This is a genomic window from Nostoc sp. (assembly GCF_036917755.1).
In the GTDB taxonomy this organism is placed as follows: domain Bacteria; phylum Cyanobacteriota; class Cyanobacteriia; order Cyanobacteriales; family Nostocaceae; genus Nostoc.
This window is the reverse complement of record NZ_JBALFC010000144.1, coordinates 1-23,592: the sequence shown is the minus strand read 5'-3', so window position 1 is coordinate 23,592 and position 23,592 is coordinate 1. Positions and strand designations below refer to the sequence as shown.

Here is a 23,592-nt window from a genome sequence, read left to right as displayed (position 1 = left end):
CTTAAAACATATTCATGAGGTCATGAGCGGATTTACCACAGGGAACAGGATTATATAAAGCTTGTATAAACTTGATTATTGCTTGACAATAAATCTCTTCAGCTTAAATATAAAATTAACTTATGTACTTTTCAGCACAATCATATATCACAAAATTATTTTTGATAGAAGAAGAAATTGCATTTTTGCCAAGAACAAAACGAAATTTCATCAAGATATCGAATTTTAATAAGCGAACGAAATACATTTTTACAAAGGATAAAATTTAGCTTATAAAAGTTTAAAATGTATTAGATTTTACAGAAGTTTACATCTTAAAGATTGGGTAAAGAAGTTTACTTGACCTGGGAATAGTGATAAACATACAGGTATGTTGACTAAGCAAAATTAAAGTACTCAAAAAAACTATTCAAATAAGCTATTTTGCTCGAATTTTGGAAATTACAGCAGATTTCAAGGAAAGTGAAGTACACAACGATTCGTCCCAAAGTCATGTATAAACCCTGTTTTACTTCTGCATTCTGAATTCTGCTGTATTACTGAATAAAATTCATCGGTAGCTTTTGAAAAACTAATGAAACAGTTGCGTAAGTTTTTCAGGGTGACTGCAAGTGAGCGCCTGCTTTTGGTTAATAATAGCTTCGCTTTCTTTAGGAGTATTGCCTATTGCGTGTCATTGATAGCCCCTATTTACATAAAATATAGCGCAGACACTTCATTATTTTTGATGTTTTGCCGTTTATCGGAATGATAGTAGCGATCGCCTTATTACCATTTAACCCTATAGTCATTAAATTTGTAAAAAGTGGATTAAAGCTCATGAGAGGTGTTAATTGAAAGTCTAATTAGTTACTTTATCAAAATCTTCTGTAAGCTGAGATTTTTCACTAAAAGTGCGGTGAAGTTATAGCACATTATTTTTAGTAGTGGCGGAGGACATTAGTGACTGTGATTAAAACTTATTCATCCTGTAAACAAGCGCTTGGAATTGTGACGCTGGCATTAGTCTTTATCATGCCAACAATTAGTAGTAGTGCTAAAGAAAGTCCGTGTAGGTCCGATAATCAGTGGAGGTTGGGTGGTCAGAACCTAAACAATACTCGCTATCAAGCAGATGAGAAATACCTCAATCCAAAGAACGTAAAACACTTGTCTCCCAAATGGGTTTTTAGTGCAAGTGGTGAACTCTCTGCTACACCAGCAGTTGTAGATAAAACTGTATATATACCAGACTGGGGCGGTAATTTTTTTAAGATTGATGCACAGACGGGTACACAGATTTGGGCATATAGCATTGCCAGCTATATTAATGATCCAAGTATCCCAAAAGCTGTCTCACGCACAAATCCAGCAGTTAACGGGAATAAAGTGATTATTGGTAGCCAGGAAAATGCTTTCCTGATCGCAGTTAACAAAGATACTGGGAAGCTAATCTGGAAAACAAAACTTGACGAACACCCGTATGCTGTTATTACTCAATCACCGACCATTTATGGCAATCGTGTGTATGTTGGAGTTTCCTCTTTGGAGGAAACAGCGGCTAACGATCCGAAGTACCCATGCTGCACATTCCGTGGAAGCATGACGGCGGTAGATTTGAATACCGGAAAGCTTCTGTGGAAAACTTACACTGTACCGAAAAATTATGGTCAACCGGATGGCTATTCAGGTGGAGCAGTATGGGGTAGCACACCAGCAATCGATCCAAAGCGAAATTTGGTATATATAGGAACAGGTAATAACTACAATGTGCCTAAAACGGTAAAAAATTGTATTGCAAAACTCTCCTCACAGACAGCTCCTGATGAGTCGCAATGCCTCGATTCCAAGAATTATATTGACGCGCTCATGGCACTTGATCTCGATACTGGCACGATTAAGTGGGCAAATAAACTAGAGGGATACGATACCTGGACTGTTGCCTGCTACTTTGGCGGTGTCTCCAATTGCCCTGACCCCAAAGGACCAGATTATGATTTCGCTCAGGCACCGATGCTTTTCACTGTGAAAGATGCGGGAAAATCGCGTGATTTACTTGGTGCTGGTCAGAAGAGTGGTGTCTTTTGGGCGCTTGACCGGGATACCGGAAAAGTCGTCTGGAGCCGAATTGTTGGCCCTGGTGGTCCTGCTGGTGGAATACAGTGGGGTTCGGCTACGGATGGTCAACAAATTTATGTCGCGATTTCAAACTACGGATTTGAGAAGTACACATTAGAGCCTTCAGGTAAGACTATTAACGGTGGGTCATGGAGTGCGCTTGATGCAGCGACGGGCAAAATTATCTGGCAGACAGCAGATCCAGCAGGTGAAAGGGATATGGCTCCAATGACAGTAGCGAATGGAGTGGTGTATGCTGGCTCGATGGCATCAGCAGCCGATAAGAATAACATGTATGCATTAGATGCAAAGACTGGTAAGATTCTGTGGAATTTTAACAGTGGAGGATCAGTAGTTGCAGGTGCAGCAGTGGTTGATGGTACAGTTTACTGGGGTTCTGGGTACACCCACATCCCAGGCGGGTTTAAGTCTAATAATAAGTTTTACGCATTCACAGTCTCGAAGCATCGGTAAGATGTCAATAAGTAATAATGTTTAAAATTCTCTCGAAAATGGGGGCGAAAAACACAATTCTTGGGCTTTTGGCGAAGGTCATTTGCTATTACACAAGTAAAGTTTACCTCGGTGGACTAATGCAAAGTCAAGGGTTTTTCTAACCCCGACAGCTATGCATTTTTACTCCCAAGTAGATACATCTCGTAGCAAATTAGGAATTTCCCCTTGAGATAAGGGAAACTCCAGCAAGGTTTCTCTATGACCCAAATACCCAGATTCAGCAAACGACAAAAGCATTCGTGAAAGTGCTAACCAAACCTCCAGTTCGTATTCCCAATCACGATAACGCGAAGCTTTACCAGCAATTGAACGTAGCGCCCAAAAATATGAATTTCTCACCACAGAGCCACCTTTCTTAAACTCTGGCAAATCTTCGTGGTGGATAAAAAGCACTTTATTTTCTATTTTGGCTCTCATTCCCAAGCATTATCAATGGCGTTAACGCATTGTAACGTACCCTACAAGCTCAAGATTTACTTTAGGACTTACGCACGAGTTAGGGAATAAAGCTACGGTGTACACACAAGTCGAATGTAGAGAGTAACTTTCGTCATTTATCTCGTATCTCATTCCTATGCTCTGCATGGGAATGCTTGATTAGAGGCTCTGCCTCCAGAAATTGAGTCAGAGACTCAATGAATGCATTCCCAGTGGAGACTGGGAACGAGTAAACGAGTAAAGCCTCATTAAGGTAGGTTTTTAGGACTTGTGTGTACACCGTAGTGCTAAGGGGAAGGTGCGCGATCCTGTCCCGACCTTGGGACACTAGTTGCCTTGGGACAGACAAGAGCAATAGACCCTATGGCATTCTTCAATCCTTTGTTTCAGAGCAGTTCCTTTCAGCCCTGTGTTCACTTGGATAGCCCGACAAAAAGCTTTGTAAACACGTTCGCTTTCTAACATAAGTGCGACATTAGGAGGATTGTAGGCGGAACCAGTGTTGTTACCTTGGGTGTTCATTGGTTATGTCGTTTTACTCAGGTGAACTTGTTCTGTGTTATTATCATCAACTAACGCTGTTGGCTACCGTCTGGCTACTCACACCAGCTAAGTTTACCCCAGTCATCCTGGAACCATTGTGTCTGCTGCACCTAGTTGCAGGGCATAGAGGTTGGCATAGACACCTTGCTGATTGACGAGTTCGGCGTGAGTACCCTGCTCTACAATTTGTCCCTGCTGAATTACTAATACCTGATCTGCCTGAGTAACTGTACTGAGGCGGTGAGCAATTACGAAACTGGTACGACCTTGCAGCAAGCGAGCGATCGCACTTTGTACTAACGCTTCTGTGCGGGTATCGATGCTGCTGGTGGCTTCATCAAGAATCAGAATTCGGGGGTTGATCAACACTGCACGAGCAATACTGATTAGTTGTCGCTGTCCCTGGCTCAAGGGTGCGCCCCGTTCACCCAATTGAGTTGTATAACCCTGTGGCAGTGAGGTAATGAACTCATGCACATTTGCCATCTGTGCAGCCGTTTCAATATCAGCTTGAGTAGTATGGGGAGAGCCAAAGGCAATGTTTTCGGCGACGGTGCCGCTAAACAAAATATTGTCTTGCAGGACAATGCCAATTTGACGCCGCAGACTTGCTTGAGTAACGCTACGCACATCAATACGATCAATTTTCACTGCACCGCTAGATACATCGTAGAAGCGCAAAATCAAGTTAATAATTGTACTTTTTCCTGAACCAGTCTGCCCGACTAACGCAACCATCTGCCCTGGATAAGCGTGCAAATTCACCCCTTTGAGAACTAGTTGATCTGGGTTGTAGCCAAACTTGACATTTTCAAATGTCACTTCACCCTGAATCGGCGGCATTTCTATTGCATCGGGTGCGTCTTTGAGTTCTGACGGTTCATCTAGTAATAGAAAGATTCGCTCTAATCCGGCAAATGCAGATTGAGCTTGGGTGTAAAACTGGCTGAGAATTTGGATCGGGCGGAAGAACTGCTGGACGTAAAGTAAAAAGGATGTCACCACACCCACTGTTGCAGCTCCGGTGACTGCGAGATAGCCACCATAGGCCAGCACGCCTGCGGTTGCTAGTGTGTTGAGAAAATCGATGGAGGGCAGAAAAGCTGAAGTAATTAGCACAGCCTCAACGTTGGCATCTCTATTGGCGGCGTTAAGAATGTCGAATTCTGCGATGTTCATCTGTACACGATTAAATGCCTGTGCTTCTCGCACGCTGCCAATATCTTCTTCTAACTTGGCGGAAAGCTGCCCAATGGTTAGTCGGGTGACGCGGAATCTGGCTCTTGCCCAACGTGCAAATAAGCTTGTGGTAAAAATCATCAGTGGTACAACCAGATTACTCAACAAACCGAGTTCCAGGTTGATTGAGAGCATCGCAATGATTATGCCGACTAAACTGAAAGTGTTGCCCAGCATTTGGGCGATCGTCAGTCCAAACGCCTGATTTACGGTATTGACATCATTCAGCAAGCGGCTCATTAAATCGCCTGCTTCACTGCGATCGAAAAAGCTAAGTGGCAGACTTTGAATTTTAATAAAAATGTCTTGCCTTAGTTGAGCCAGCAATCGCTGCATAATCCAGCCGACTCGAATAATTTGACCCCGGATTGCCAAAACACCAAGTCCATAGTTCAGCCCAAGTAGCCCTAATAACAGCAGTAGTCCTTGCAAATTCCCTTGTGCAATTAGGTGATCAATCGACCAGCCAATAAAGAATGGGCCAATTGCCTGGGTTACTGCACCAATGAATACTAGTGTGAGGGCGATGGGAATTTCTTTGCGATAGAGTAGCAGGTATTGCAAAAAACGCCGCAGGGTAGAGAGTTGCTGACTTGCCTGCTCAGATGCAACAACGGGAACTGTGACTCTCATAAAAATTTTGGATTTTAGATTTGGGATTTTGGTGAAGCAGCGCGGGAACAGGGGGTTTCCCCCATGAGCGACTGCTGAACTCGAAGAGATTAAAAGTCTTTATTAGGCGTGACTTGTTATATAGATGATATTTTATTTACTCACCACGGTGGCTGTACCCTTTTGTGCCGTGTCAACAATTGCCAAAATTTTAGGGATCAGCACTTGAATATGGGGGTAAATGAGCAATCCACCTCCAAAACGAGGACATTTCATGCTATTGTCTGACTGATTTTATAGTAAATTTCATATAAAATGGACGATGACGACGATATTAGAGAAATTCCTTTACGACCTCTTGTTTGGATGGGAGACTCTCTCAAAAATATCCGCTCATTTCCTGAAGATGTGCGTGCATCATTAGGCTATGCGCTGCAATTGGTGCAAGCAGGGGAAACACCAATGGATGCCAAACCTTTTAAAGGGGTTGGAAGCGGTGTCTATGAAATCGTCAAACGCTACGATACCGATAGTTACAGGACAGTCTATGCGGTAAAGATTGGAGAGAAAATCTATGTACTGCACGCTTTTCAGAAGAAATCAAAGCAGCGGATTAAAACCCCACAGGCTGATGTTGACCTAATTAAACAACGCTATAAGGACGCAGTGGCAAGGGAGAAACAACAATCACAATGACACAAGAACCCGTTTTTGAAGAAAGCAGTGGCAACGTATTCGCTGACCTTGGTTTGTCGGATGCTTCAGAACTTTTTACGCGGGGCAAGATAGGGATTCAGGTACTCCGCCTCCTCTCTCAACGCAACCTGAAACAGCGCGAAATCAGCGAACTTCTTGGCATTACCCAGCCAGAAGTATCTCATTTGATGAAAGGAGAGTTTCAACGGTTCAGCGAGGGCAAACTCCTCATTTTTCTCAAGCGACTCGATACGGAAATCACCTTACATCTTCGCCCTCGTCATGCGCCGGGACAGTCTGCTGAAATTGTGATATTGCTATAAAAATTTTCGGACAGACTAATTATGCTAATTTGAGATCATTTTTCTCCTTCGGCTTTACCTGAGATTCCAAAATCACGCCGTAGAGTGGGCTGGTTTGCATCAATTCCTCGTGAGTGCCTTGTGCTACCAATCGTCCTTTATCCATCAGAAAAATCCGATCGGCATTCCTGACGGTGCTAATGCGTTGAGCTACTACAAAGGTTGTACAAGCTTTTTGGCGCATTAAGTCATCTAGTTCGGCTTGAATTTGGGCAGCAGTTTTGGCATCCACAGCCGAGGTACTATCATCCAAAATCAGAATGCTGTAATCGGTTAGTAAGGTACGAGCGATCGCAATTCGTTGTTTTTGTCCACCAGACAAGCCCACGCCCCGTTCACCCACAATTGTCTCGTAGCCATCGGGTAGACTGGTAATAAAATCGTGCATTTGTGCGGTTTTTGCAACTTCAATCACCTGCTTTAAGGTTGCATCGGGTTTTGCATAGGCAATATTTTCGCGGATTGTGCCGGAGAAGAGGGTGGTTTCCTGAAATACAATGCCAATATGCGATCGCAGGCTTTTTAGTGTGAAACTTGTTACATCTCGCCCATCAATGCGAACTGCTCCCCCTGTAACATCGTAAAAACGGGGAATCAAGTTCATAATTGTGCTTTTTCCTGAGCCAGTCATCCCTAGAACGGCGATTAGTTCGTTGGGTTTCGTTTCAAAGGAAACTTCTTTGAGAGTTTCGGTTGTCGCTCCTGGATAACGAAAGGAAACATTTTCAAAGGTAATTCTACCACCGCAAGTGTCAAATGGGACAGCACCGGGGCGATCGCGAATTTCTACTTCCGCATCTACAACTTCGTAGACTCGTTCGGCGGAAGCAGCTGATTGAGCGATCGCGGGTGCTGCAAATCCAATCAACAAAATCGGTTGGAGAATCAACGCTAGGTAGGAGTTAAACGCCACCAGTTCGCCAATGGAAAATCTACGCCCAATCACCTGCGCTCCCCCGTAGGCGAAAACTGCCAGTGTTACCAAATTACTCAGCAAAAAGATCAACGGGAAGGTATTACGGATGGCGCTAATGGTCTTCATGTTTGCCTTAATTAGGGCATCATTCATACTCGTATAACGCGATCTTTCAGTTGACTCTCGCACAAACGCTTTCACTACCCGGATTCCTAGCAAGTTCTCTTGCAATACAGCATTCAGGTCGCTCAGTTGTTCTTGTACTTGCCGAAAAAGTTGATTATTTTGGGTGATGAATCGCGCCATCAACCATCCGGCTAGGGGTACTACTGTTAGCGTAATCAGTGCTAATTCCCAGTTCATCACCAGCAAAATCACTGAAACACTCACCAACGTCACAACTCCACCAATTACCTGAATTAAGCTGGTGCCAACAAAGGTACGAATCTGCTCAATGTCGCTGGTGACACGGGTTAGTAGTTGGGAAGTCTGTGCCTGGTCATGATAACTGAAACTGAGATTTTGAATCTTGCTGAAAATTTTGTTACGCAGGTCATAGGCTACACCCTGAGACGCTGCTTCTGCCAAATAGCTTTGTCCAAAGTTAAATAAACCACGAGCGATCGCGGCGACTACCATCCAACCGGCGCTATATAGCACAATTTGGAGGTTTTGTTTCATGATGCCCTGATCAATTCCCCAGCGAAATAGTTGCGGGGTAAGTGCGTTGGCGATCGTCAACAGCAACAGGCTGGCTAAGGCTCCCAGCGAAGTCCATCGGTAAGTACTCAAACTTTTAAGCACGCGCCCGGTTGACTGGATCGACGAAGTTTCCTGGAGTTCTGGTTGCTGAACCAATGGTATTCACCCTTGTATCTTTGAAAAATTATCTCGTATTTTGATTGTAAAAAATCAATTGGTCAGTGGGAGCAAGGCGATTGTGTGAGGTTGGATCAAAATTTTCATTGCAATTCCCAACTCCCCTCGGATATCTCAACTGCTATCGGTTGCATAGCAAAACCAAGTTTTGAGTTCTACTCTATTTTTTCCAAAGAAAAAGTTTTAGGGAGAATTTATGCATTAGAAATCAGAGGATAAATCTCTCTAAGCGAAAATTTTTCTTGTCTGTATCTAAAAATGGTGTTAAATATTTATGATGCTGCTAAAAAATCAATTGGAGTTGGCTTGTGCATCAATTAAATATACATTAAACGCGGTCTAGGCTCAGGAATTGGACGCCCTAAATCCTTAGCTGTTTCTATCCATTCCTGCATAACTAATTCTACATTATGCAGGGCTTCTTGATAAGTATCGCCGTCAGTAGCACAGCCTGATAACTCTGGCACTTCAGCAATAAAGGCTTGATCTAATTCACTCCAGTAGAGAATAATTTCATAGCGAAACATCATTTTTAATTCCTAGCTTATACTTGATAATCACTGCACGAACTTGTTTAATTTGATAGCTTTTGGCTTTTCCTTTCTTATGTTGTAGGTTCAATATTTCCTCAACTTCGGCTTTGATAAAAATCCGATGATCGCCACGAATCCGTTCATCAAAGCCTAGTCTATATAAAAGTTGCCATAGTTGGGCAAAAGGGATATCTGTATCAGAAATCCCAGAGAGAATTTTTTCTAAGATTTTGTCTTGCTGAGTCACGTTTTTTTTGACTATCTTAATGTTTGTTTTGACTATTGTGGAGGCGTAAAATCGTGGCGAATTGAGGGTTGCAATTTAAACGTATATGCACGCGGAGAATTCGCTACACATTAACGAGATTTTGTACTTAGGCTGTAAAGGCAACAGTACGCCTATCAAGGGTTAACCTCAGTATAAATAATTAGCAGTTTGACAGCAGTTATTCTAACATTCACCCTGAGCTTATTTGCAAAATTGAGTTTATCTTCTCCAAACCAGAAGACTGGAGAAGTGAACTTGCACAACCAGCGAGTATTTATAGCGATTCTTAGATGAATAAAATACACCTAACTTCAATAAGCCAGGAGCTACAATCTAGAGTTCTCCTGACTCCTCAAGAAGCGGGAATATTTAAGCCAACTGAGAACCGCTATACTCAAATTTATAAGTGATATAGGCAACTACAGAGGGTAAATTGTTAAGATTGCTCATATCATAGGCTGAAGTATAAATCCGTCTCAGTCAATGTTTAATATTGAGTAAGAAATATTACGCGAATATGAAAAATCAAATTCTCGGCACAGCCGCATTTTTAACCACAATTATTTTGACAACAACCGTACAAGCAGCAAATTCTGAACATGTTAAACAGTTATTGGCAACCAAACAATGTCAAAACTGTGATTTGACTAGTGCAGGTTTAGTGATGGCTGACTTATCTGGAGCAAATTTGAACGGTGCTAATCTCACAGGTGCTAACCTCAGCCGTGCAAACTTGAGCGGCGCAGATTTGCGGGGTGCAAATTTGAGTGGCGCTAGTTTATTTGGTGTTAACCTGAGCGAAGCTAAACTTGGTGGGGCAAATTTGACGGGTGCTGATTTGAGAAATACTTATTTAGCAAATGCAGAACTGACTGGTGCTTACCTGAATGGCGCTAACTTTCAGGGTGCAGTTGGTATACCATCACAAATTGCTTCACCAGAAGAATTTTATGCTTGGGGTGTAGCAGAAGGGCAAAAAGGCAACCAACAGCAAGCAATTAGTTATTTTAATCAAGCGATCGCTATTAAACCAGAATATGCGGGTGCTTTTTTAGCTCGTGGTGTCGCCCGTTACCAAATACTAGATAAGCAAGGTGCATTCCAAGATGCCCAAGTTGCTCAAAAATTGTTTACATCTCAAAACAACAGCCTGGGAACGCAAACAGCCCAAGCTTTTATTAAAGAACTGCAAACACCCGTAAATGATAAAGTAAGTGCTGGTAGCCCCAGTTTCGTTGAATTTTTGGGAAGTCTTGGCTCAATTTTGCTCCAGTTCTTCCCTTTTTGAGTACTTCCTTTTTGAAAGGGAGATTTGAAACAACAGAGAGATAATATATAGATGACAAATGACAAATGACTTTATCTAACAAATTATGGGCAGCAAATCAAGACTTAGCCCAAGCTTGCCTAGAGCATCCTTTCGTTCAAGGCATTGGCGATGGTACTCTTGAGCAGGTTAAATTTGCTTACTACGTAGGGCAAGATGCTTTTTTCTTAGAAGCTTTTGCCCGTGCGTATAGTATCGCCGCAGCTAAAGCACCAGATTGGTTAGGTTTCACCACATTTCATAACTTAGCTAGTGGAGTTTTAGAAGAACTGCGGCTGCATAGTGGCTATGCTTCTGAATGGGGAGTCAATTTGCATTCTGTGGAACCAGGAACTGCCACCCGCCGCTATACTGACTTTTTGTTAGCAACTGCTTGGGGTCCAGATGTGGGTTTAACTGCGGCGGCGATGTCTCCTTGTATGCGTTTGTATGCCTTTTTAGGAGAACAGTTAGCTCGTAACGGTATTCCTAATCATCAATATACAGACTGGATTCGTACTTACAGCAGCGCAGACTTTCAACTACCAACACAACAATTAGAAAGTTTAGTTGACAATTATGCCACTACCAATCCTGTTGTGCATTCAACCTATCGTTATGCGATGTTTTGTGAGCGCGACTTTTTTCAGGCTGCATGGATTTTGGAGTAGTCTGCTTAATTAAGTTGGCGAGAGAAATTCAATTTATCTAAATTTTATGTCTAATTATCAAGAACTCGTAGAGAAGCCCGCCGTAGGCATCGCTGGAGTAACAAATATTTAGGCGTAGTCAGCACTTCGGTAAGCTCTGTTACCACCGTAGGCATCGCTAAATTGAAGAAGAAGTCATAATTCAGGAGTCTTTGTCATATAGGACTCGTATTTGATTTTTGAAAAAAATCAGTACACCTCGAAAAGGTTTCTTCCCCACTCCCGACTCCCCAATCCCTACTCCCTGTCTACGCAAATAATTATGGCTACGCCACGCTGCGCGAACAAAAATCAAAGCGGATTACTATATTTTATTATCTAATTAGCTATCTCTCCCCTTTGCCAAAACTGCTTTAAAATCTCGCCAGGTTTGCGATCCCAGGTGTCGATATGCTCGTATATCAAATTATCTTGGTTGAGTTTATAAGTTGAATAGCCATTAAAAAGCAAACCTGCTTTCCAAGGAACACGCAACACTCCCCGCACCGTCCACTTTGCTAAAATAGTGTCTTCGGCTGACTGATAAACCTCATGGACATCAAAGTAAATTTGGGTAAAAAATAGCCGAGCGTGAAATCGCAAAGTCCAAAATATAATGCGATAATTAAATTTGTATTTGAATGTATTCACTGGGTCTTTAAAATAGATATCCTGTGTATAAATATCATAGGAAATATCTTTTTCAAACAGTGTCGGTAAATCTTGTTTGAGAGTTTTAATTATCCGTTCCACTGGCAATTTAAATTCCACGCGCCTTTTCCCTTAAATCTGCGGGTGAATCATCTCAACTATTATCAACTATTTCCCGCTTCGGTCATGTAGGTGACTCTTGCAAATATTCCTGGAATGCCCAATCATAAATATTAGGTGCGATCGCTACTAGCAAGTTACGATTCACCGGTTTCACCTCCCAGTAGAGATGCGCTAAGAAGTCAGTGAGAATATCTGCACGCCACTGTAACTATTGTCTGTCCTTGGGGTTCTGTGGCGGATTATAATCAAATCGCTGGCGATAACGGGTGATAATTCCCTCGTCATAGCTACCTTCACAGGGTAATGCAGGGAAGCGATAGACCTGATTGAAAAACCTGCCAATCTTTTGAAAAGAATAGCAGGCATGGCTTATCATCAATCGGAGCGGCGGGATTCGAACCCACGACCTCCACTACCCCAAAGTGGCGCGCTACCAAGCTGCGCTACGCCCCGGTCAGAATTATTATCATACATCAAAACTCTAGGATAATCAAGAGGTAAATTTAAAAAACCTTAAGCATCCCAGTAGCTTGCAGTAAATCCAGAACAGCAGAAGCATCCCATTTACCCTCTACACATCGCCCTGTATTCAAGATCAAGCGCAAACTGTAAGCATGAGGATAGCCTTCTACCTCCATCCATAATAAATCGCTTTCGGCTTCACAAGCAATTTTTTCCTCTTCCATTAATTCAGTTGTAAGTTGTTTCATGGTGTCTGCTAGCTGTGCTAGTAGACGGCAAAAATCATTCAACTCGGCTTCTGTTAACTCAATTGCCCAATCATCTGTACCCACTAAACCTTTAAACTCAGATGCATCAGGGTTCCAGCCAATACGCCAACCAAATCCGGTTTTGACAACGCGTTCCATAAAAAGTTAGGAGTTGATGTGCATCAAGAATTGGGTTGAACAATTTTAGCGCCTCTGATACTTGTTATTTCACTCTAAAAAATTAGACTTAAAACCCTTCATCCAAAGGAAGAGTTAATAACCTCACATCAGGACAATTATTTTATACAATTCCTGGAACAACAGGTTTACGACTTTACTCATCAACTTTCCCTGAATGTGCTTACCGAAAACTTTTCGGAACACAACTCAAAAATCTTAGAATTTTAATCCTAATTCCTGTCGGAGACGATAGAGAATTGTGTTCTGGTCAACTTGAGAAAGAATTTCTTGAATGACGCTGCTAGCGCCCAACTGTCCCCAAGTGCAGCCTTTTTCGAGATACACCTGAGCAGCTTTGCCAACGGAGTATGCTCCATAACCGGCGATTCCAGCTTGAGCGATCGCACTGCCAGCAAAGGCAGTAATATTGCTGGGATTGTCACCACTGGTTATTGCAGCCGTACTCTTACCCAAACCCAAAAGGAAACTACTGCCTAATTCCCCCAGCAGCAAACCACCAGAGCTAAATAAAATCGTTTTTAAAATTTTCCCGGCTTCATAGCTAGTCATCGGCAAACCATACAATCTAGCTAGAGCGCGAATTAAAGCTAAATCGGCGACAGTTCCGCCAAGGATATCTAAAAAAGCAATGGGATTGAGCATTACTGCCAAAGCTTTGTATTTGGTAAATTGCCAAATGATATTTTCGGCTTCTTGTTCGCGTAAGTCGATGGTTTTTTGAGCGATCGCGGCTTCTGCATCCCGTGCTTGGATCAGTGCATTTAAAGCCAGAAGCGATCGCCCTTCTCGATTCAGAATATTCAGAATTGTCTCTTTGAGTTCATCTACTTGTGGTGGTGGTGTCTCCCATTCATAACTGACACGCCCATCAGGCCACTCAACCCGTACTTCCATTGGTGCTGGTTCCGCCGCCACCATCACAATTTCATCAGGTAGTAGAGGCTTCGCTTGGGAATTTCCTGCACCCAGTTGTTGCAAATTTTGGTAAATCGCTCCCTGGTCTGTATCTGGGTATAAATCTATCTTGTTAAACACTAAAATTAGAGGTTTTTGTGCTTGCCGCAATTCCAGTAGTGCCTGATACTCAGTGTGCGTGATATCACCAGAGACGACAAACAAAATTAAATCCGCCTGATGTACGACTTCTCGTGCCATGTCCGCCCGTGACTCACCCTCAATTTCATCTAATCCAGGGGTATCAATTAACTCTACTAATACCTTACCACCGGGCTGCCAACGAACGGAACGCGGCCATTGAGTGACACCATTCAGAGGCCCAGTTTGCAGAATCTTCTCTCCCAGCAAGGCATTTAAAACTGCTGACTTTCCCCGACTCACCAAACCAAAAGCGGCAATTCTAATGATGTTTGAGTCCAGCTTATTGAGTGTGGAATTCAAAGTTTCCAATTCCGGTTTCATCAAACCTGCCAATTCTGGGTTAGATGACAACTGTCCTGACTTGCGAAGATATCCATACCAAGACAGCGCTTGTCTGAGACTGGCGCGGGCACGATTTAAGTGAGTTTCTTGCAGATTACGCACGAAGTTAGGTTGATTCAAGGTTGGACAAACAACAGGCTACATATCCATTTTGATCTAATTCCCAGGCTCTTAACCTGTTTTGTCAAATTAAGCCTTTTGCCAATGCTGGATTGTTGTATTGCGATCGCCTTCTGGGTAAACTGGAAATTTCCCTTCCCGCCGCAGCCTTTCAGCACGGAAACCATTATTTCGGACTCGCTGCTCAGTGTATCCCTAATTTGGTTAGCAAAATTTTGCGTGATGCTGGCAGTATAGAAGTAGTGTTAATTCTTTTTTATGCCTAGAGACGATAAATCCGAAGCTTCAGGAAGGGGCGCATCTGCGATCGTTGGTTATGAAGATTTTTTAACTGAATTAAAAAGCCGAATTTCTAGCGCTCAATTACGGGCGGCAGTTGCAGTCAATAAAGAATTAGTATTACTCTACTGGCAAATTGGGCGAGATATTCTGAATCGCCAACAGCAGCAGGGTTGGGGAGCAAAAGTTATCAATCGTCTGGCGGCTGATTTGCAGAAAGCTTTTCCTGAGATGAAGGGCTTTTCGCGTACTAATCTCATGTACATGAGAGCATTCGCTGAGGCTTACCCAGACGAGCAAATTGTCCAACAAGTTGTTGGACAAATTCCTTGGGGTCATAATGTCCGTATATTGGATACCATTAAAGACCAAACAGAACGCTTGTGGTACGTACAACAGACAATCCAGTATGGGTGGAGTCGAAATGTTTTAGTTCACCAAATTGAAAGTAAGTTGTATCACCGTCAGGGTAAAGCAACCAACAACTTTAACCGTACTCTACCTCAACCACAATCAGAATTAGCACAGCAATTGTTGAAAGACCCTTACAGTTTTGATTTTCTCAATTTAGCGACAGATTTTCTGGAACGCGATTTAGAACGTGCTTTAATCAACCACATCCGTGATTTTTTCCTAGAGTTAGGGGTTGGTTTTGCTTTTGTAGGTAGCCAATATCATCTTGAAGTTGGCGGTGAAGATTTTTATATTGATTTATTGTTTTACCACTTGCGTTTACGCTGTTATATAGTGATTGACCTGAAAATTGAAGAGTTCAAACCAGAGTTTTCTGGTAAGATGAATTTCTATGTTAGTGCGGTAGATGATTTATTGAGACATCCAGATGATCAGCCTACGATTGGGATGATTTTGTGCAAAAGCAAAAATAAGGTAATTGCCGAATACTCTCTGAGGGATATGCATAAGCCAATTAGTGTTTCGGCGTATCAGCTAAAAGATACTTTACCGGAACCGTTGAAAGGAAATTTACCAACGATTGAGCAGTTAGAAGCTGAGTTGGAAACGGTGTCCATTATTGAGATAATCACTGGACTCAGTGGTTCAGATGGAAAAATGCAAGTAACACATTATCCACTAGATGAAGCATATCAAAGGCTTAGGCTACGGACAAAAAAAACCGAGTTTTCACCAGAAGAAATAGGAAACGAAGTTGCAAAAATTCGGAGCGAAATAAACGCTAATACAACTAAAGATTCTGATTGAATTTATAATGTATTCCAATGCAGAGAAAAATATCTTTAACCCTCAATCGGCTGCCGCCGATGCTGTAAAAACCACTCATAAAGTTCTGGATTATTGTATGTCTGCGTCCACGAGTCGTGATTGGCTTCTGGGTAAACTGTAAATTTCACATTGCCGTCGCGGGCTTTGAGTGCAGAAACCATGATTTCAGATTCCTTTAAGGGAACGACATTATCTTTGGCTCCGTGAAATGCCCACACGGGAAGATTTTTCAACTTACGTGCTGCTTGGGGGTTCCCACCGCCACAGATAGGCGCGATCGCAGCAAATCTTTCGGGCTGTGTTGCTGCTAAATGCCATGTTCCGTAACCACCCATACTTAAGCCGGTCAGGTAAACCCGATCTGGATCAACATAGGATGCGTAACCGCTTTGGGGTGAGTCAAGAGACATCGCCTCATTCAGAAGGACACTCAATCGTTCTACATTCCAATGTTCACCGCGCGGACATTGGGGAGAAATCACAATGAAGGGAAAGTCTGGCTGTTGTTCAACAATTTTGGCAACACCCTGCTTTTTCACATTATCTAAGTCAGAACCTCTCTCAGCCGCACCATGTAAAAACAGGATTGTTGGCAAAAGTGTCTGTTGTATTTCATTGCGATCGCTTCCGGCGGGGCGTAGCCCATCGGGTAAGAATAGCAGGTAGTTGTAGCTATCAGTAGAAGTAACTTGCTGTTGTGTTGAGGGCATAATGTTCATAACTATTGTTAGTTCAACCTCTGCGAACAGCAATTGTATAATTTGGTCGCTGTGTTGCTTCTCGTTGACTCTTAACTAACCTTGTGACATTTGCCATTACTGTTCATCCTGGAAGAATTTCCAGATTTTGATTGCATTATTAATAGACTAACTTGACCAAAGAAGACAGATATGGGGACGCAAAGAAAGAACTCCCTGTGTCCCCGTGTCTTTTCAATGAAAAACTACTACCAAATTCGATTTCCATTTTCGTCAACTCGTGCTTGCCGAATTACGTCGGAAATCTCTTCAGCATCTTTAACGTGGTGAAGTGCCTTCTTTTCGCCGTTGGGTTCATCCACAACGAAGTAAGTTGGAACTGTGATTTTGTCGCCTGTAATGTCTGGTACATCATCAACAGCTACCTGCTGACCCTTCTCTTCAACTGATTGAGATTCATCAGCAATTCTATCTCCCGGATTGGCTGTTAAGTTTCTTTCTTTGACGTTTGGTTCTTCGCATAAATGTGTATCTTCGCTCACTGGTTGATTAATTTGATTTTCTTGATTATTCTCAGTCATAGCTTTCTCAGGTATTAAACAATGTAGCTTTACCAATAACACTATAGAAAATCGAAGATATAAAGAGTTCTTTCTCTGGAGAGACTTTGAGAATAGATTTGAGCGAAACACCTCTGAGGTTAGATATTTGATCGGATGAATTTACTTCTTTAGTTGAAATGGCGTATATTTCCCCCAATGCTTCTACAATGCTGCGGGTATTCGCTTGGATCATTTTAATGTAGGAATCCCCATCACTTCCCTTTGCACCAATTGAATCAGAGTAAAGTTGATTTGGTGCTAATTTCACCCCTGCTTTTTGAGCAACAGTTTTAATTAAAGCTGGGTTAATTGTAGTTTCGGAAAAAATTGCGGAAACGCCGATCTTTTTAATTGACTCAACCAATCTCTCGACTGTTTGAGCGCTTGGTTGTTCTTCGGTACTCATCCCAATTAAAGTAGTTTGCCAGTCAATCGGCTGAACTTTGGACTTATGGTGCTAAGAGGAGGTTTGAAAAGTCGCAAAGTATACTAGAAACCCCGCTTCCATTCCTCTCCCCGAAACGGTAATTGGGGTGTTTTCTAGTATTAGCGGTATGTACCTCAACTACTTTTATAACTTGCCCTCTGGGACTGCGATCGTTTTAGTCGTATCGGGATTGTTTCTGTTGGCGTTACTACCTAGTCTTAAATACGGAATTTTTACCGCTAAGTATCTTAAAACCAAAGGATAATCCTAATGCGATCGCGTCGTAGTATAATATTAAACATTTATTGGTAAATCAAGTCATGAAAGAACATTCTTCTACTAACGACAAAATTCCAGCGAGGATAAAAACCCGCCGGGATTTCTTAACCTACATGCTAGGTACTACAGTTGCATCAGTAGCGATCGGATATCTATTTCCCAAAGTCAGCCAAAGTCGTGAAATAGACCTAGAAACCCTTTGCTCACTGTATCCAAAGAATTCACGCTGTCAAAATTATCTTCCAGGTTCAGTGGCACTGGCTAAAGACCACAAGGAAATTGACGCTAATGCACTATTGGCAACTGTAAAGCCCGGAATTCCGATTTTTGTCCAAGGCTTGCCAGATCATAGCGTTGATTATCTGATCATTCAAGACGGGCCACAGATTGCTGAGTACGCGATCAATCCAATTTGCACTCATTTAGGATGTACAGTTGAGTGGAATCTTGAGAAGAATCACTTTATTTGCCCTTGTCATGGGTCAGAATACGATTCTCAGGGTCGAGTCGTTCATGGCCCAGCTAAACGTTCTCTGCCACTAATCACTGTAGTAGTCAAGCAAAACCAAATTCGTTTAGTTGATCGCAAACCTGCTGTAGATCCTCGTTAACCTACCAATATCAAATCAGATTGGCAATGCCACCATACTTTTTAAGCAAGTTATAAATTATAAAAGACTAATAAAAATTACTGCATGATTTGAATTTGTCGGGTAAGCTGACAACAGCAGTTTTAATCCTCAAAACAATGACCGCAAGTAGTCCCACGATTTTAGCCCTGGACTTTGATGGAGTGATTTGCGACGGACTAATTGAATATTTTGAGGTAGCATGGCTCACCTACTGTGAAATTTGGTCGCCTGTTAATGACACACCACCAGATGATTTAGCTTTGAGATTCTATCGCCTGCGACCTGTAATTGAAACAGGTTGGGAAATGCCCCTTTTAATCAAAGCTTTGGTAGATGGAATTCCTGATGAAAAAATTCTTCATGAATGGCCAAGCATCGCCCCGAAACTTTTGTTAAATGACAACCTACAAGCAAGAGAAATTGGTGCAAAACTAGATAACCAACGGGATGAATGGATTACCACCGATTTAGAAGGTTGGCTAAGTCTGCATAGATTTTATCCGGGTGTAATAGAAAAAATAAAATTAACTCTTGACAGTGGAGTTAAGCTATACATTGTGACAACTAAAGAAGGGCGTTTTGTACAGCAGTTGTTGCAACAGCAAGGAGTGAATTTACCCGCAGCAGCAATTTTTGGGAAAGAAGTCAAGCGTTCTAAATACGAAATTCTGCGAGAATTAAAGCAGGCAGAAACAGACAAGCCAGTTAGTCTATGGTTTGTAGAAGATAGACTCACGACATTGCACTTAGTTCAACAGCAAATAGACCTTGAAGATGTGAAACTGTTCCTTGCAGACTGGGGCTATAATACCCAAGCAGAACGTGAAGCTGCCCAAAATGATCGGCGAATTCAGTTGTTATCACTGTCTCAATTTGCCAAAGATTTCTCAAGTTGGCTTTAATATACAGTAAATTTTAAGGAAGGTGAAGTACACAACGATTCGTCTCAAAGCCAGGTATAAAGGCTGTTTTACTTCTGAATTATGACGCCTCGGCGGAGCAATCCCAAGCTTTGCTCCTAAATTCTGAATTCTGCTGTATTAAACCTGTTGCAATAATCTCTTGATGCCTTCACCCTAAAAGGGCCTGTCATTGCCCAGATGTTTGAAACAGTCAAATTGTTGCCCTTACCGATATCCTGCCCGGAACTTAAGTTCCGGGCTAATAGCCCAAGTCCACTCAAGTGGACTGAAATCAACGAAGTAGAATATTTATACATATCTACGTAAATAACAAGGATTAGAAATCAGAGCTTCCGTCCTGACATTTCAGTGAAATAATAACTCATAACTCTTGACTCTTCACTTAACTTTATGCTTGACCTGACAAAACTGGCGCGACAAATGCAGGGTTTAAGTCAGCATCTTACCTTAGAAGCTGTTGCCAGTCGCCAGCGTTTAGAATTGGCGCAACAACATCTCAAAAATGCTTACGAGTGTCAACAAGATTTAATCGATCGCCAGGAAAAATGGCGCGATCGCATTCTCTTTGCTAATGCTACCCCAATTGAACCACTAGAAACCTGCATTGATATCCCAGTTCCCCCAAAAATTCATACTGTCATCGCTACCGATGGTTCCCAAATTGCCCCCAACCATCACGAAATTGCTTACTGTTATCTCCTAAATATCGGCAGAGTAGTCTTACACTACGGACAAAATCGCCATCCGCTACTTGATAGTTTGCCAGAGGTATTTTACCGCCCGGAAGATTTATATATGTCTCGGCAGTGGGGAATTAGAACCGAGGAATGGATGAGTTTTCGTCGCACTGCTTCAGAAACAACAGTGTTGGCAGAACTTGCGTGTGCGACCAAGGGGGAAGCGCCAGCATTGGCGATGGTAGATGGTTCATTAATTTACTGGTTTTTAGAACAATTGCCGATGGATGCACGCGATCGCATTTTACCTCCCATCCTCGAAGCTTGGCAGCAGATGCGTGATGCTCAAATTCCCCTGATGGGCTATCTCAGCGCCTCTCGCAGCATCGAAACAATGAACTTTTTACGGTTGCTGGCTTGTCCCCATCCAGCGCCAGACTGTAAAAGTCATTGCCCAAATCAGCTAGAAAAAGTACCTTGTAAAATTTTTGAACAGTTGCGAGATACTTCTGTTTGGGCAACCCGACTCAAACCAGGACAACGCAGTACCTTGTGGCGCAGTAATTCCCCCATTCTCGAACTATACGGAGATCAAACCATTTACTTTTGCTATGTCCACGTTGGTACTGAAATCGCCCGAATCGAAGTTCCGGCATGGGTAGCGGAGAATGCAACCATGTTAGATCAAGCATTGGGACTAATGCTAGCACAAGTACAAAAAGGATATGGCTATCCTGTAGCGATCGCCGAAGCGCATAATCAAGCAGTAGTAAAAGGTGGCGATAGAGCGCGTTTTTTTGCCCTCCTCGAACAACAAATGATTAAAGCTGGTTTGAAAAATGTCGGAACTTCCTACAAAGAAGCGAGAAAGCGGGGCAGTATTGCTTAAATCAGGAAATAATGAAGATTGCTCTCTTCAATTTTGAATTTTGAATTTTGAATTGTTAAAGAGGTTTTTATGCAAACACAGACAGGAAAACGCTACTACACCCGTGAAGAATATTTAGCACTAGAAGAAGCAGCCGAATCCAAAAGTGAATACCGAGATGGAGAAATAGTGCTAATTGCAGGGGGTACAACTAATCATAACCATATCATCGTTAATTTAGTTGCTCATTTAAAATTTGCTTTAAGAGGGTAAAATTATAATTTATTTACTAGCGATGTGCGTTTGTGGATACCAGGCTACAGAAGATACACATATCCAGATGTGATGGCGATCGCGGGAGAACCAGTGTATGAGAGTGACAACACTACCACTGTTAGAAATCCCTTAATAATTATTGAGGTTTTGTCAAAATCAACCAGAAGTTATGACGAATCAGATAAGTTTCGTTGTTATCGTTCAATTCCTGAATTTCAAGAATATATCCTAATCGACCAATACAAATTTTACGTTGAGCAATTTGCTAAAAACTCAGATGGTAAATGGGTATTAACTGAATATGAATCCCCCATGCATTGTTAATACTGGTTTCTCTAAATTTTGAAATTTCATTCAGTGATATTTATGAAATGGTAAATTTTCAGATGAGCGAGGACTGAAGCATCAAGTCTAGATTTCAGCGATCGCTTTTATCTCACTTTTCTTATTTCACATCGTAGTCTAACAAAAATTAGTCCTTAATCTAATGCTTGCATAAGTAGCCGTAACAGCACAAATTATCGATGGCAGAAAACAGAATGAAAGCTAGGGTGATTGTCCTTAGTTGCTGTCCTAACTTTTTACTCATTGATCAAGCCACGTTCCTTTAAATCAGTTACAGAATAGTACGCTGCATATCGCTTCGTTTTACCCAAGATACCTAGCTTAAAAGTTGCATCAATATAGCAGTTCTTGGCTGAGTGCAGTACAGTTTTCACATCTCTACTACAAGGAGAGAGGCTTTGAATCTTACTCCCCTTCCCTTGTAGGGAAGGGGTTGGGGGTTAGGTCTGTATTGGACTCAACTGCAAACCGCTATATTATCTTCTAATGTCTTGAAATATCTAAAAAATTAGGGTAAGCAGTGTTCATCACAGTAATTCAAAGTCTAGGATTGACATTCTCGACTTTTGATATGTTTATATACTTTATATCCTCCATAAGTCAGTAATGCTCCTGCTGCTACAATCCCACCCACTGGTACAGTAATTGGAGCAGCCATGATTGTTGTAGCAGCTGTTGTAAAGCCTAACCAACCTGCAATACCACCAGCAGATGTAGTAGTAGTAACAACTACAGGTACTGTAGCGACGGTAATTGACCCTAATGAATAACCTGCAAATGTCGTCATCCCTGCAATTAATTCGTCTTTCATTTTATATTTTTCTCCAGGTAACTTTTTTTACATTATATGACAACATATGACAACATTTTTCTAAGTAGCAATAGTAAAATTTACGTATATTTTTCCTATGTAATTTTTCCTATGTATTTATAAACTTTTACTGATATTTTGACAATTAAAGTACAATCCTCATACTCAAATCCAACCACTTCGACTGAGTAATCGGCGCACTGGTAGAAATATAATCCACACCCGTCTCTGCAACACCGCGAATAGTTTCCAAAGTCACATTCCCCGAAGCTTCAATTTTCACCCGGCTATTTTGCTGGCGAATCAACTCCACCGCTTGACGCATCATATCCAAAGGCATATTGTCCAACATAATAATGTCAGCGTTGTGCTGCAAAGCTTCTTTCACCTGCTCTAAACTTTCCGTCTCAACCTCTATAGTCAATGGATAAGGTATCTGAGAACGAATACGGATAACTGCTTCTCCAATTCCCCCACCCGCCGCAATGTGATTATCCTTAATCATCACCGCATCATCCAACCCGATGCGGTGATTAATCGCCCCACCCACCGCAGTCGCGTACTTTTCCAACAGTCTCAGCCCAGGTGTCGTTTTACGCGTATCCACCAACTGAGCAGGTAAATCAGCAATTTTCTCTACATATATATTAGTCAGCGTCGCAATCCCGCTCAACCGCATAGCCAAGTTGAGCGCCACCCGTTCCCCCATCAGCAGCGCATCCAGCGAACCATGAACTTCAGCTACAACCTGTCCCGGCTCACACCATGCACCTTCAGCCGCAACCGCCACAAAGCTGACTTTTTCATTCAATATCTGAAACACCCTAGCTGCAACTGGTAAGCCAGCAATTACCCCTGAAGCTTTAGCGATCCATTTAGCCGAGCCTAGCGTCACATCTTCTACTAGTAGCGTATTTGTAGTGCGATCGCCCCTGCCAATATCCTCCAACAACCAGCCACGCAATAGTGGATCTAAAACCAGCCAAGGCGGCAAAACACCAGACTTTCTCACAACCTTATTGCTTCCTTAGTCACTTCCAGGAATACTATAGCCTAAAACCCTTACTCTCTAGGGCTTTGATGGGGACTGGAAAGCAGTCCAAAAATATTTTTGGAAAAATAGTTGACAAGATAAAAGAGGTTCGCTATATTGAATAAGTGCCTGAAGCGAAGCGAGAAAAAGCGACGCTGTGA

Annotated in this window: 21 protein-coding genes, 1 tRNA gene and 4 pseudogenes; 11 read left to right on the top strand and 15 right to left on the bottom strand. The window is 42.2% G+C overall.

Annotated elements, in window-relative coordinates; all coding sequences use genetic code 11:
- Window positions 1–942 precede the first annotated feature (942 nt).
- On the top strand, window positions 943–2,571 hold the full coding sequence (locus V7L05_RS30510; protein WP_335169825.1) for an outer membrane protein assembly factor BamB family protein: 1,629 nt from the start codon (window positions 943–945) through the stop codon (window positions 2,569–2,571).
- Between the two features lie 162 nt (window positions 2,572–2,733).
- Here V7L05_RS30510 and V7L05_RS30505 read toward each other — a convergent pair whose 3' ends face one another.
- Window positions 2,734–3,030 (bottom strand): hypothetical protein, encoded by a 297-nt coding sequence (locus V7L05_RS30505; protein WP_334947791.1) that lies wholly within the window; start codon window positions 3,028–3,030, stop codon window positions 2,734–2,736.
- A gap of 645 nt (window positions 3,031–3,675) precedes the next feature.
- On the bottom strand, window positions 3,676–5,466 hold the full coding sequence (locus V7L05_RS30500) for an ABC transporter ATP-binding protein (RefSeq protein ID WP_335169823.1): 1,791 nt from the start codon (window positions 5,464–5,466) through the stop codon (window positions 3,676–3,678).
- A 294-nt stretch (window positions 5,467–5,760) separates the two neighbouring features.
- On the opposite strand from V7L05_RS30500, the gene V7L05_RS30495 reads away from it, so the two are divergent.
- Window positions 5,761–6,141: a type II toxin-antitoxin system RelE/ParE family toxin gene (locus V7L05_RS30495; protein ID WP_335169821.1), complete on the top strand. Its 381-nt coding sequence runs from the start codon at window positions 5,761–5,763 to the stop codon at window positions 6,139–6,141.
- Complete coding sequence (locus V7L05_RS30490; RefSeq protein WP_335169819.1) at window positions 6,138–6,464, top strand: helix-turn-helix domain-containing protein; 327 nt, start codon at window positions 6,138–6,140, stop codon at window positions 6,462–6,464. Before V7L05_RS30495 ends, V7L05_RS30490 begins: the two co-directional genes overlap by 4 nt.
- A 19-nt stretch (window positions 6,465–6,483) precedes the next feature.
- On the opposite strand, the gene V7L05_RS30485 is transcribed toward V7L05_RS30490, so the two are convergent.
- The 3 genes from V7L05_RS30485 to V7L05_RS30475 all read right to left on the bottom strand — a co-directional run bounded on the left by V7L05_RS30485 (window position 6,484) and on the right by V7L05_RS30475 (window position 9,078).
- Window positions 6,484–8,277, bottom strand: a complete 1,794-nt coding sequence (locus V7L05_RS30485; RefSeq protein WP_335169817.1) for an ABC transporter ATP-binding protein — start codon at window positions 8,275–8,277, stop codon at window positions 6,484–6,486.
- Window positions 8,278–8,615: 338 nt separating this feature from the next.
- A complete protein-coding gene (locus V7L05_RS30480; RefSeq protein ID WP_335169816.1) occupies window positions 8,616–8,828 on the bottom strand; it encodes a type II toxin-antitoxin system HicB family antitoxin in 213 nt (70 codons plus the stop codon).
- The gene (locus V7L05_RS30475; RefSeq protein ID WP_335169814.1) at window positions 8,812–9,078 is read right to left on the bottom strand and encodes a type II toxin-antitoxin system HicA family toxin; all 267 of its coding nucleotides are present in this window, start codon (window positions 9,076–9,078) and stop codon (window positions 8,812–8,814) included. Before V7L05_RS30475 ends, V7L05_RS30480 begins: the two co-directional genes overlap by 17 nt.
- Before the next feature lie 538 nt (window positions 9,079–9,616).
- Here V7L05_RS30475 and V7L05_RS30470 point away from each other — a divergent pair.
- The gene (locus V7L05_RS30470) at window positions 9,617–10,387 is read left to right on the top strand and encodes a pentapeptide repeat-containing protein (protein ID WP_335169812.1); all 771 of its coding nucleotides are present in this window, start codon (window positions 9,617–9,619) and stop codon (window positions 10,385–10,387) included.
- Between the two features lie 65 nt (window positions 10,388–10,452).
- Complete coding sequence (locus V7L05_RS30465; protein ID WP_335169810.1) at window positions 10,453–11,076, top strand: TenA family protein; 624 nt, start codon at window positions 10,453–10,455, stop codon at window positions 11,074–11,076.
- 357 nt (window positions 11,077–11,433) lie between these two features.
- Here the strand turns inward: V7L05_RS30465 and V7L05_RS30460 are convergent, their stop codons facing one another.
- The 5 genes and pseudogenes from V7L05_RS30460 to V7L05_RS30445 all read right to left on the bottom strand — a co-directional run bounded on the left by V7L05_RS30460 (window position 11,434) and on the right by V7L05_RS30445 (window position 14,321).
- The gene (locus V7L05_RS30460; protein WP_335095072.1) at window positions 11,434–11,865 is read right to left on the bottom strand and encodes a DUF2358 domain-containing protein; all 432 of its coding nucleotides are present in this window, start codon (window positions 11,863–11,865) and stop codon (window positions 11,434–11,436) included.
- 67 nt (window positions 11,866–11,932) lie between these two features.
- A pseudogene (locus V7L05_RS34905) lies at window positions 11,933–12,184 on the bottom strand (family 10 glycosylhydrolase); the annotation flags it as partial.
- 63 nt (window positions 12,185–12,247) lie between these two features.
- Window positions 12,248–12,321, bottom strand: a tRNA-Pro gene (locus tag V7L05_RS30455).
- A gap of 50 nt (window positions 12,322–12,371) precedes the next feature.
- Window positions 12,372–12,737 (bottom strand): DUF1818 family protein, encoded by a 366-nt coding sequence (locus V7L05_RS30450; protein ID WP_335169807.1) that lies wholly within the window; start codon window positions 12,735–12,737, stop codon window positions 12,372–12,374.
- 237 nt (window positions 12,738–12,974) lie between these two features.
- Window positions 12,975–14,321 (bottom strand): GTP-binding protein, encoded by a 1,347-nt coding sequence (locus V7L05_RS30445; protein WP_335169925.1) that lies wholly within the window; start codon window positions 14,319–14,321, stop codon window positions 12,975–12,977.
- Window positions 14,322–14,597: 276 nt separating this feature from the next.
- On the opposite strand from V7L05_RS30445, the gene V7L05_RS30440 reads away from it, so the two are divergent.
- Window positions 14,598–15,839, top strand: a complete 1,242-nt coding sequence (locus V7L05_RS30440; protein ID WP_335169805.1) for a PDDEXK nuclease domain-containing protein — start codon at window positions 14,598–14,600, stop codon at window positions 15,837–15,839.
- Between the two features lie 35 nt (window positions 15,840–15,874).
- Here the strand turns inward: V7L05_RS30440 and V7L05_RS30435 are convergent, their stop codons facing one another.
- The 3 genes and pseudogenes from V7L05_RS30435 to V7L05_RS30425 form a co-directional block, all read right to left on the bottom strand.
- Entirely contained in the window at window positions 15,875–16,570 is a 696-nt protein-coding gene (locus V7L05_RS30435; RefSeq protein ID WP_335169803.1) for a prolyl oligopeptidase family serine peptidase, read from the bottom strand.
- Between the two features lie 236 nt (window positions 16,571–16,806).
- A complete protein-coding gene (locus V7L05_RS30430; RefSeq protein WP_335169801.1) occupies window positions 16,807–17,139 on the bottom strand; it encodes a hypothetical protein in 333 nt (110 codons plus the stop codon).
- 141 nt (window positions 17,140–17,280) lie between these two features.
- A pseudogene (locus tag V7L05_RS30425) lies at window positions 17,281–17,578 on the bottom strand (metal ABC transporter solute-binding protein, Zn/Mn family); the annotation flags it as partial.
- A 76-nt stretch (window positions 17,579–17,654) separates the two neighbouring features.
- On the opposite strand from V7L05_RS30425, the pseudogene V7L05_RS30420 reads away from it, so the two are divergent.
- From V7L05_RS30420 to V7L05_RS30400, 5 genes and pseudogenes are all read left to right on the top strand, one after another.
- Window positions 17,655–17,852, top strand: a pseudogene (locus V7L05_RS30420) (metal ABC transporter permease); the annotation flags it as partial.
- A 55-nt stretch (window positions 17,853–17,907) separates the two neighbouring features.
- Window positions 17,908–18,477, top strand: a complete 570-nt coding sequence (locus tag V7L05_RS30415) for a Rieske 2Fe-2S domain-containing protein (RefSeq protein WP_335169799.1) — start codon at window positions 17,908–17,910, stop codon at window positions 18,475–18,477.
- A 137-nt stretch (window positions 18,478–18,614) separates the two neighbouring features.
- A complete protein-coding gene (locus V7L05_RS30410; protein ID WP_335169923.1) occupies window positions 18,615–19,400 on the top strand; it encodes an HAD family hydrolase in 786 nt (261 codons plus the stop codon).
- 411 nt (window positions 19,401–19,811) lie between these two features.
- Window positions 19,812–20,987 carry a DNA double-strand break repair nuclease NurA gene (locus tag V7L05_RS30405; RefSeq protein WP_334789673.1) on the top strand — a complete coding sequence of 392 codons (1,176 nt, stop codon included), beginning with the start codon at window positions 19,812–19,814 and terminating at the stop codon, window positions 20,985–20,987.
- Window positions 20,988–21,056: 69 nt separating this feature from the next.
- A pseudogene (locus V7L05_RS30400) lies at window positions 21,057–21,643 on the top strand (Uma2 family endonuclease).
- Window positions 21,644–22,131: 488 nt separating this feature from the next.
- Here the strand turns inward: V7L05_RS30400 and V7L05_RS30395 are convergent.
- Both V7L05_RS30395 and nadC read right to left on the bottom strand, forming a co-directional pair.
- Entirely contained in the window at window positions 22,132–22,398 is a 267-nt protein-coding gene (locus V7L05_RS30395; RefSeq protein ID WP_335169796.1) for a hypothetical protein, read from the bottom strand.
- A 145-nt stretch (window positions 22,399–22,543) separates the two neighbouring features.
- Window positions 22,544–23,410 (bottom strand): carboxylating nicotinate-nucleotide diphosphorylase, encoded by an 867-nt coding sequence (gene nadC / locus V7L05_RS30390; protein ID WP_335169794.1) that lies wholly within the window; start codon window positions 23,408–23,410, stop codon window positions 22,544–22,546.
- Between the last annotated feature and the right edge of the window lie 182 nt (window positions 23,411–23,592).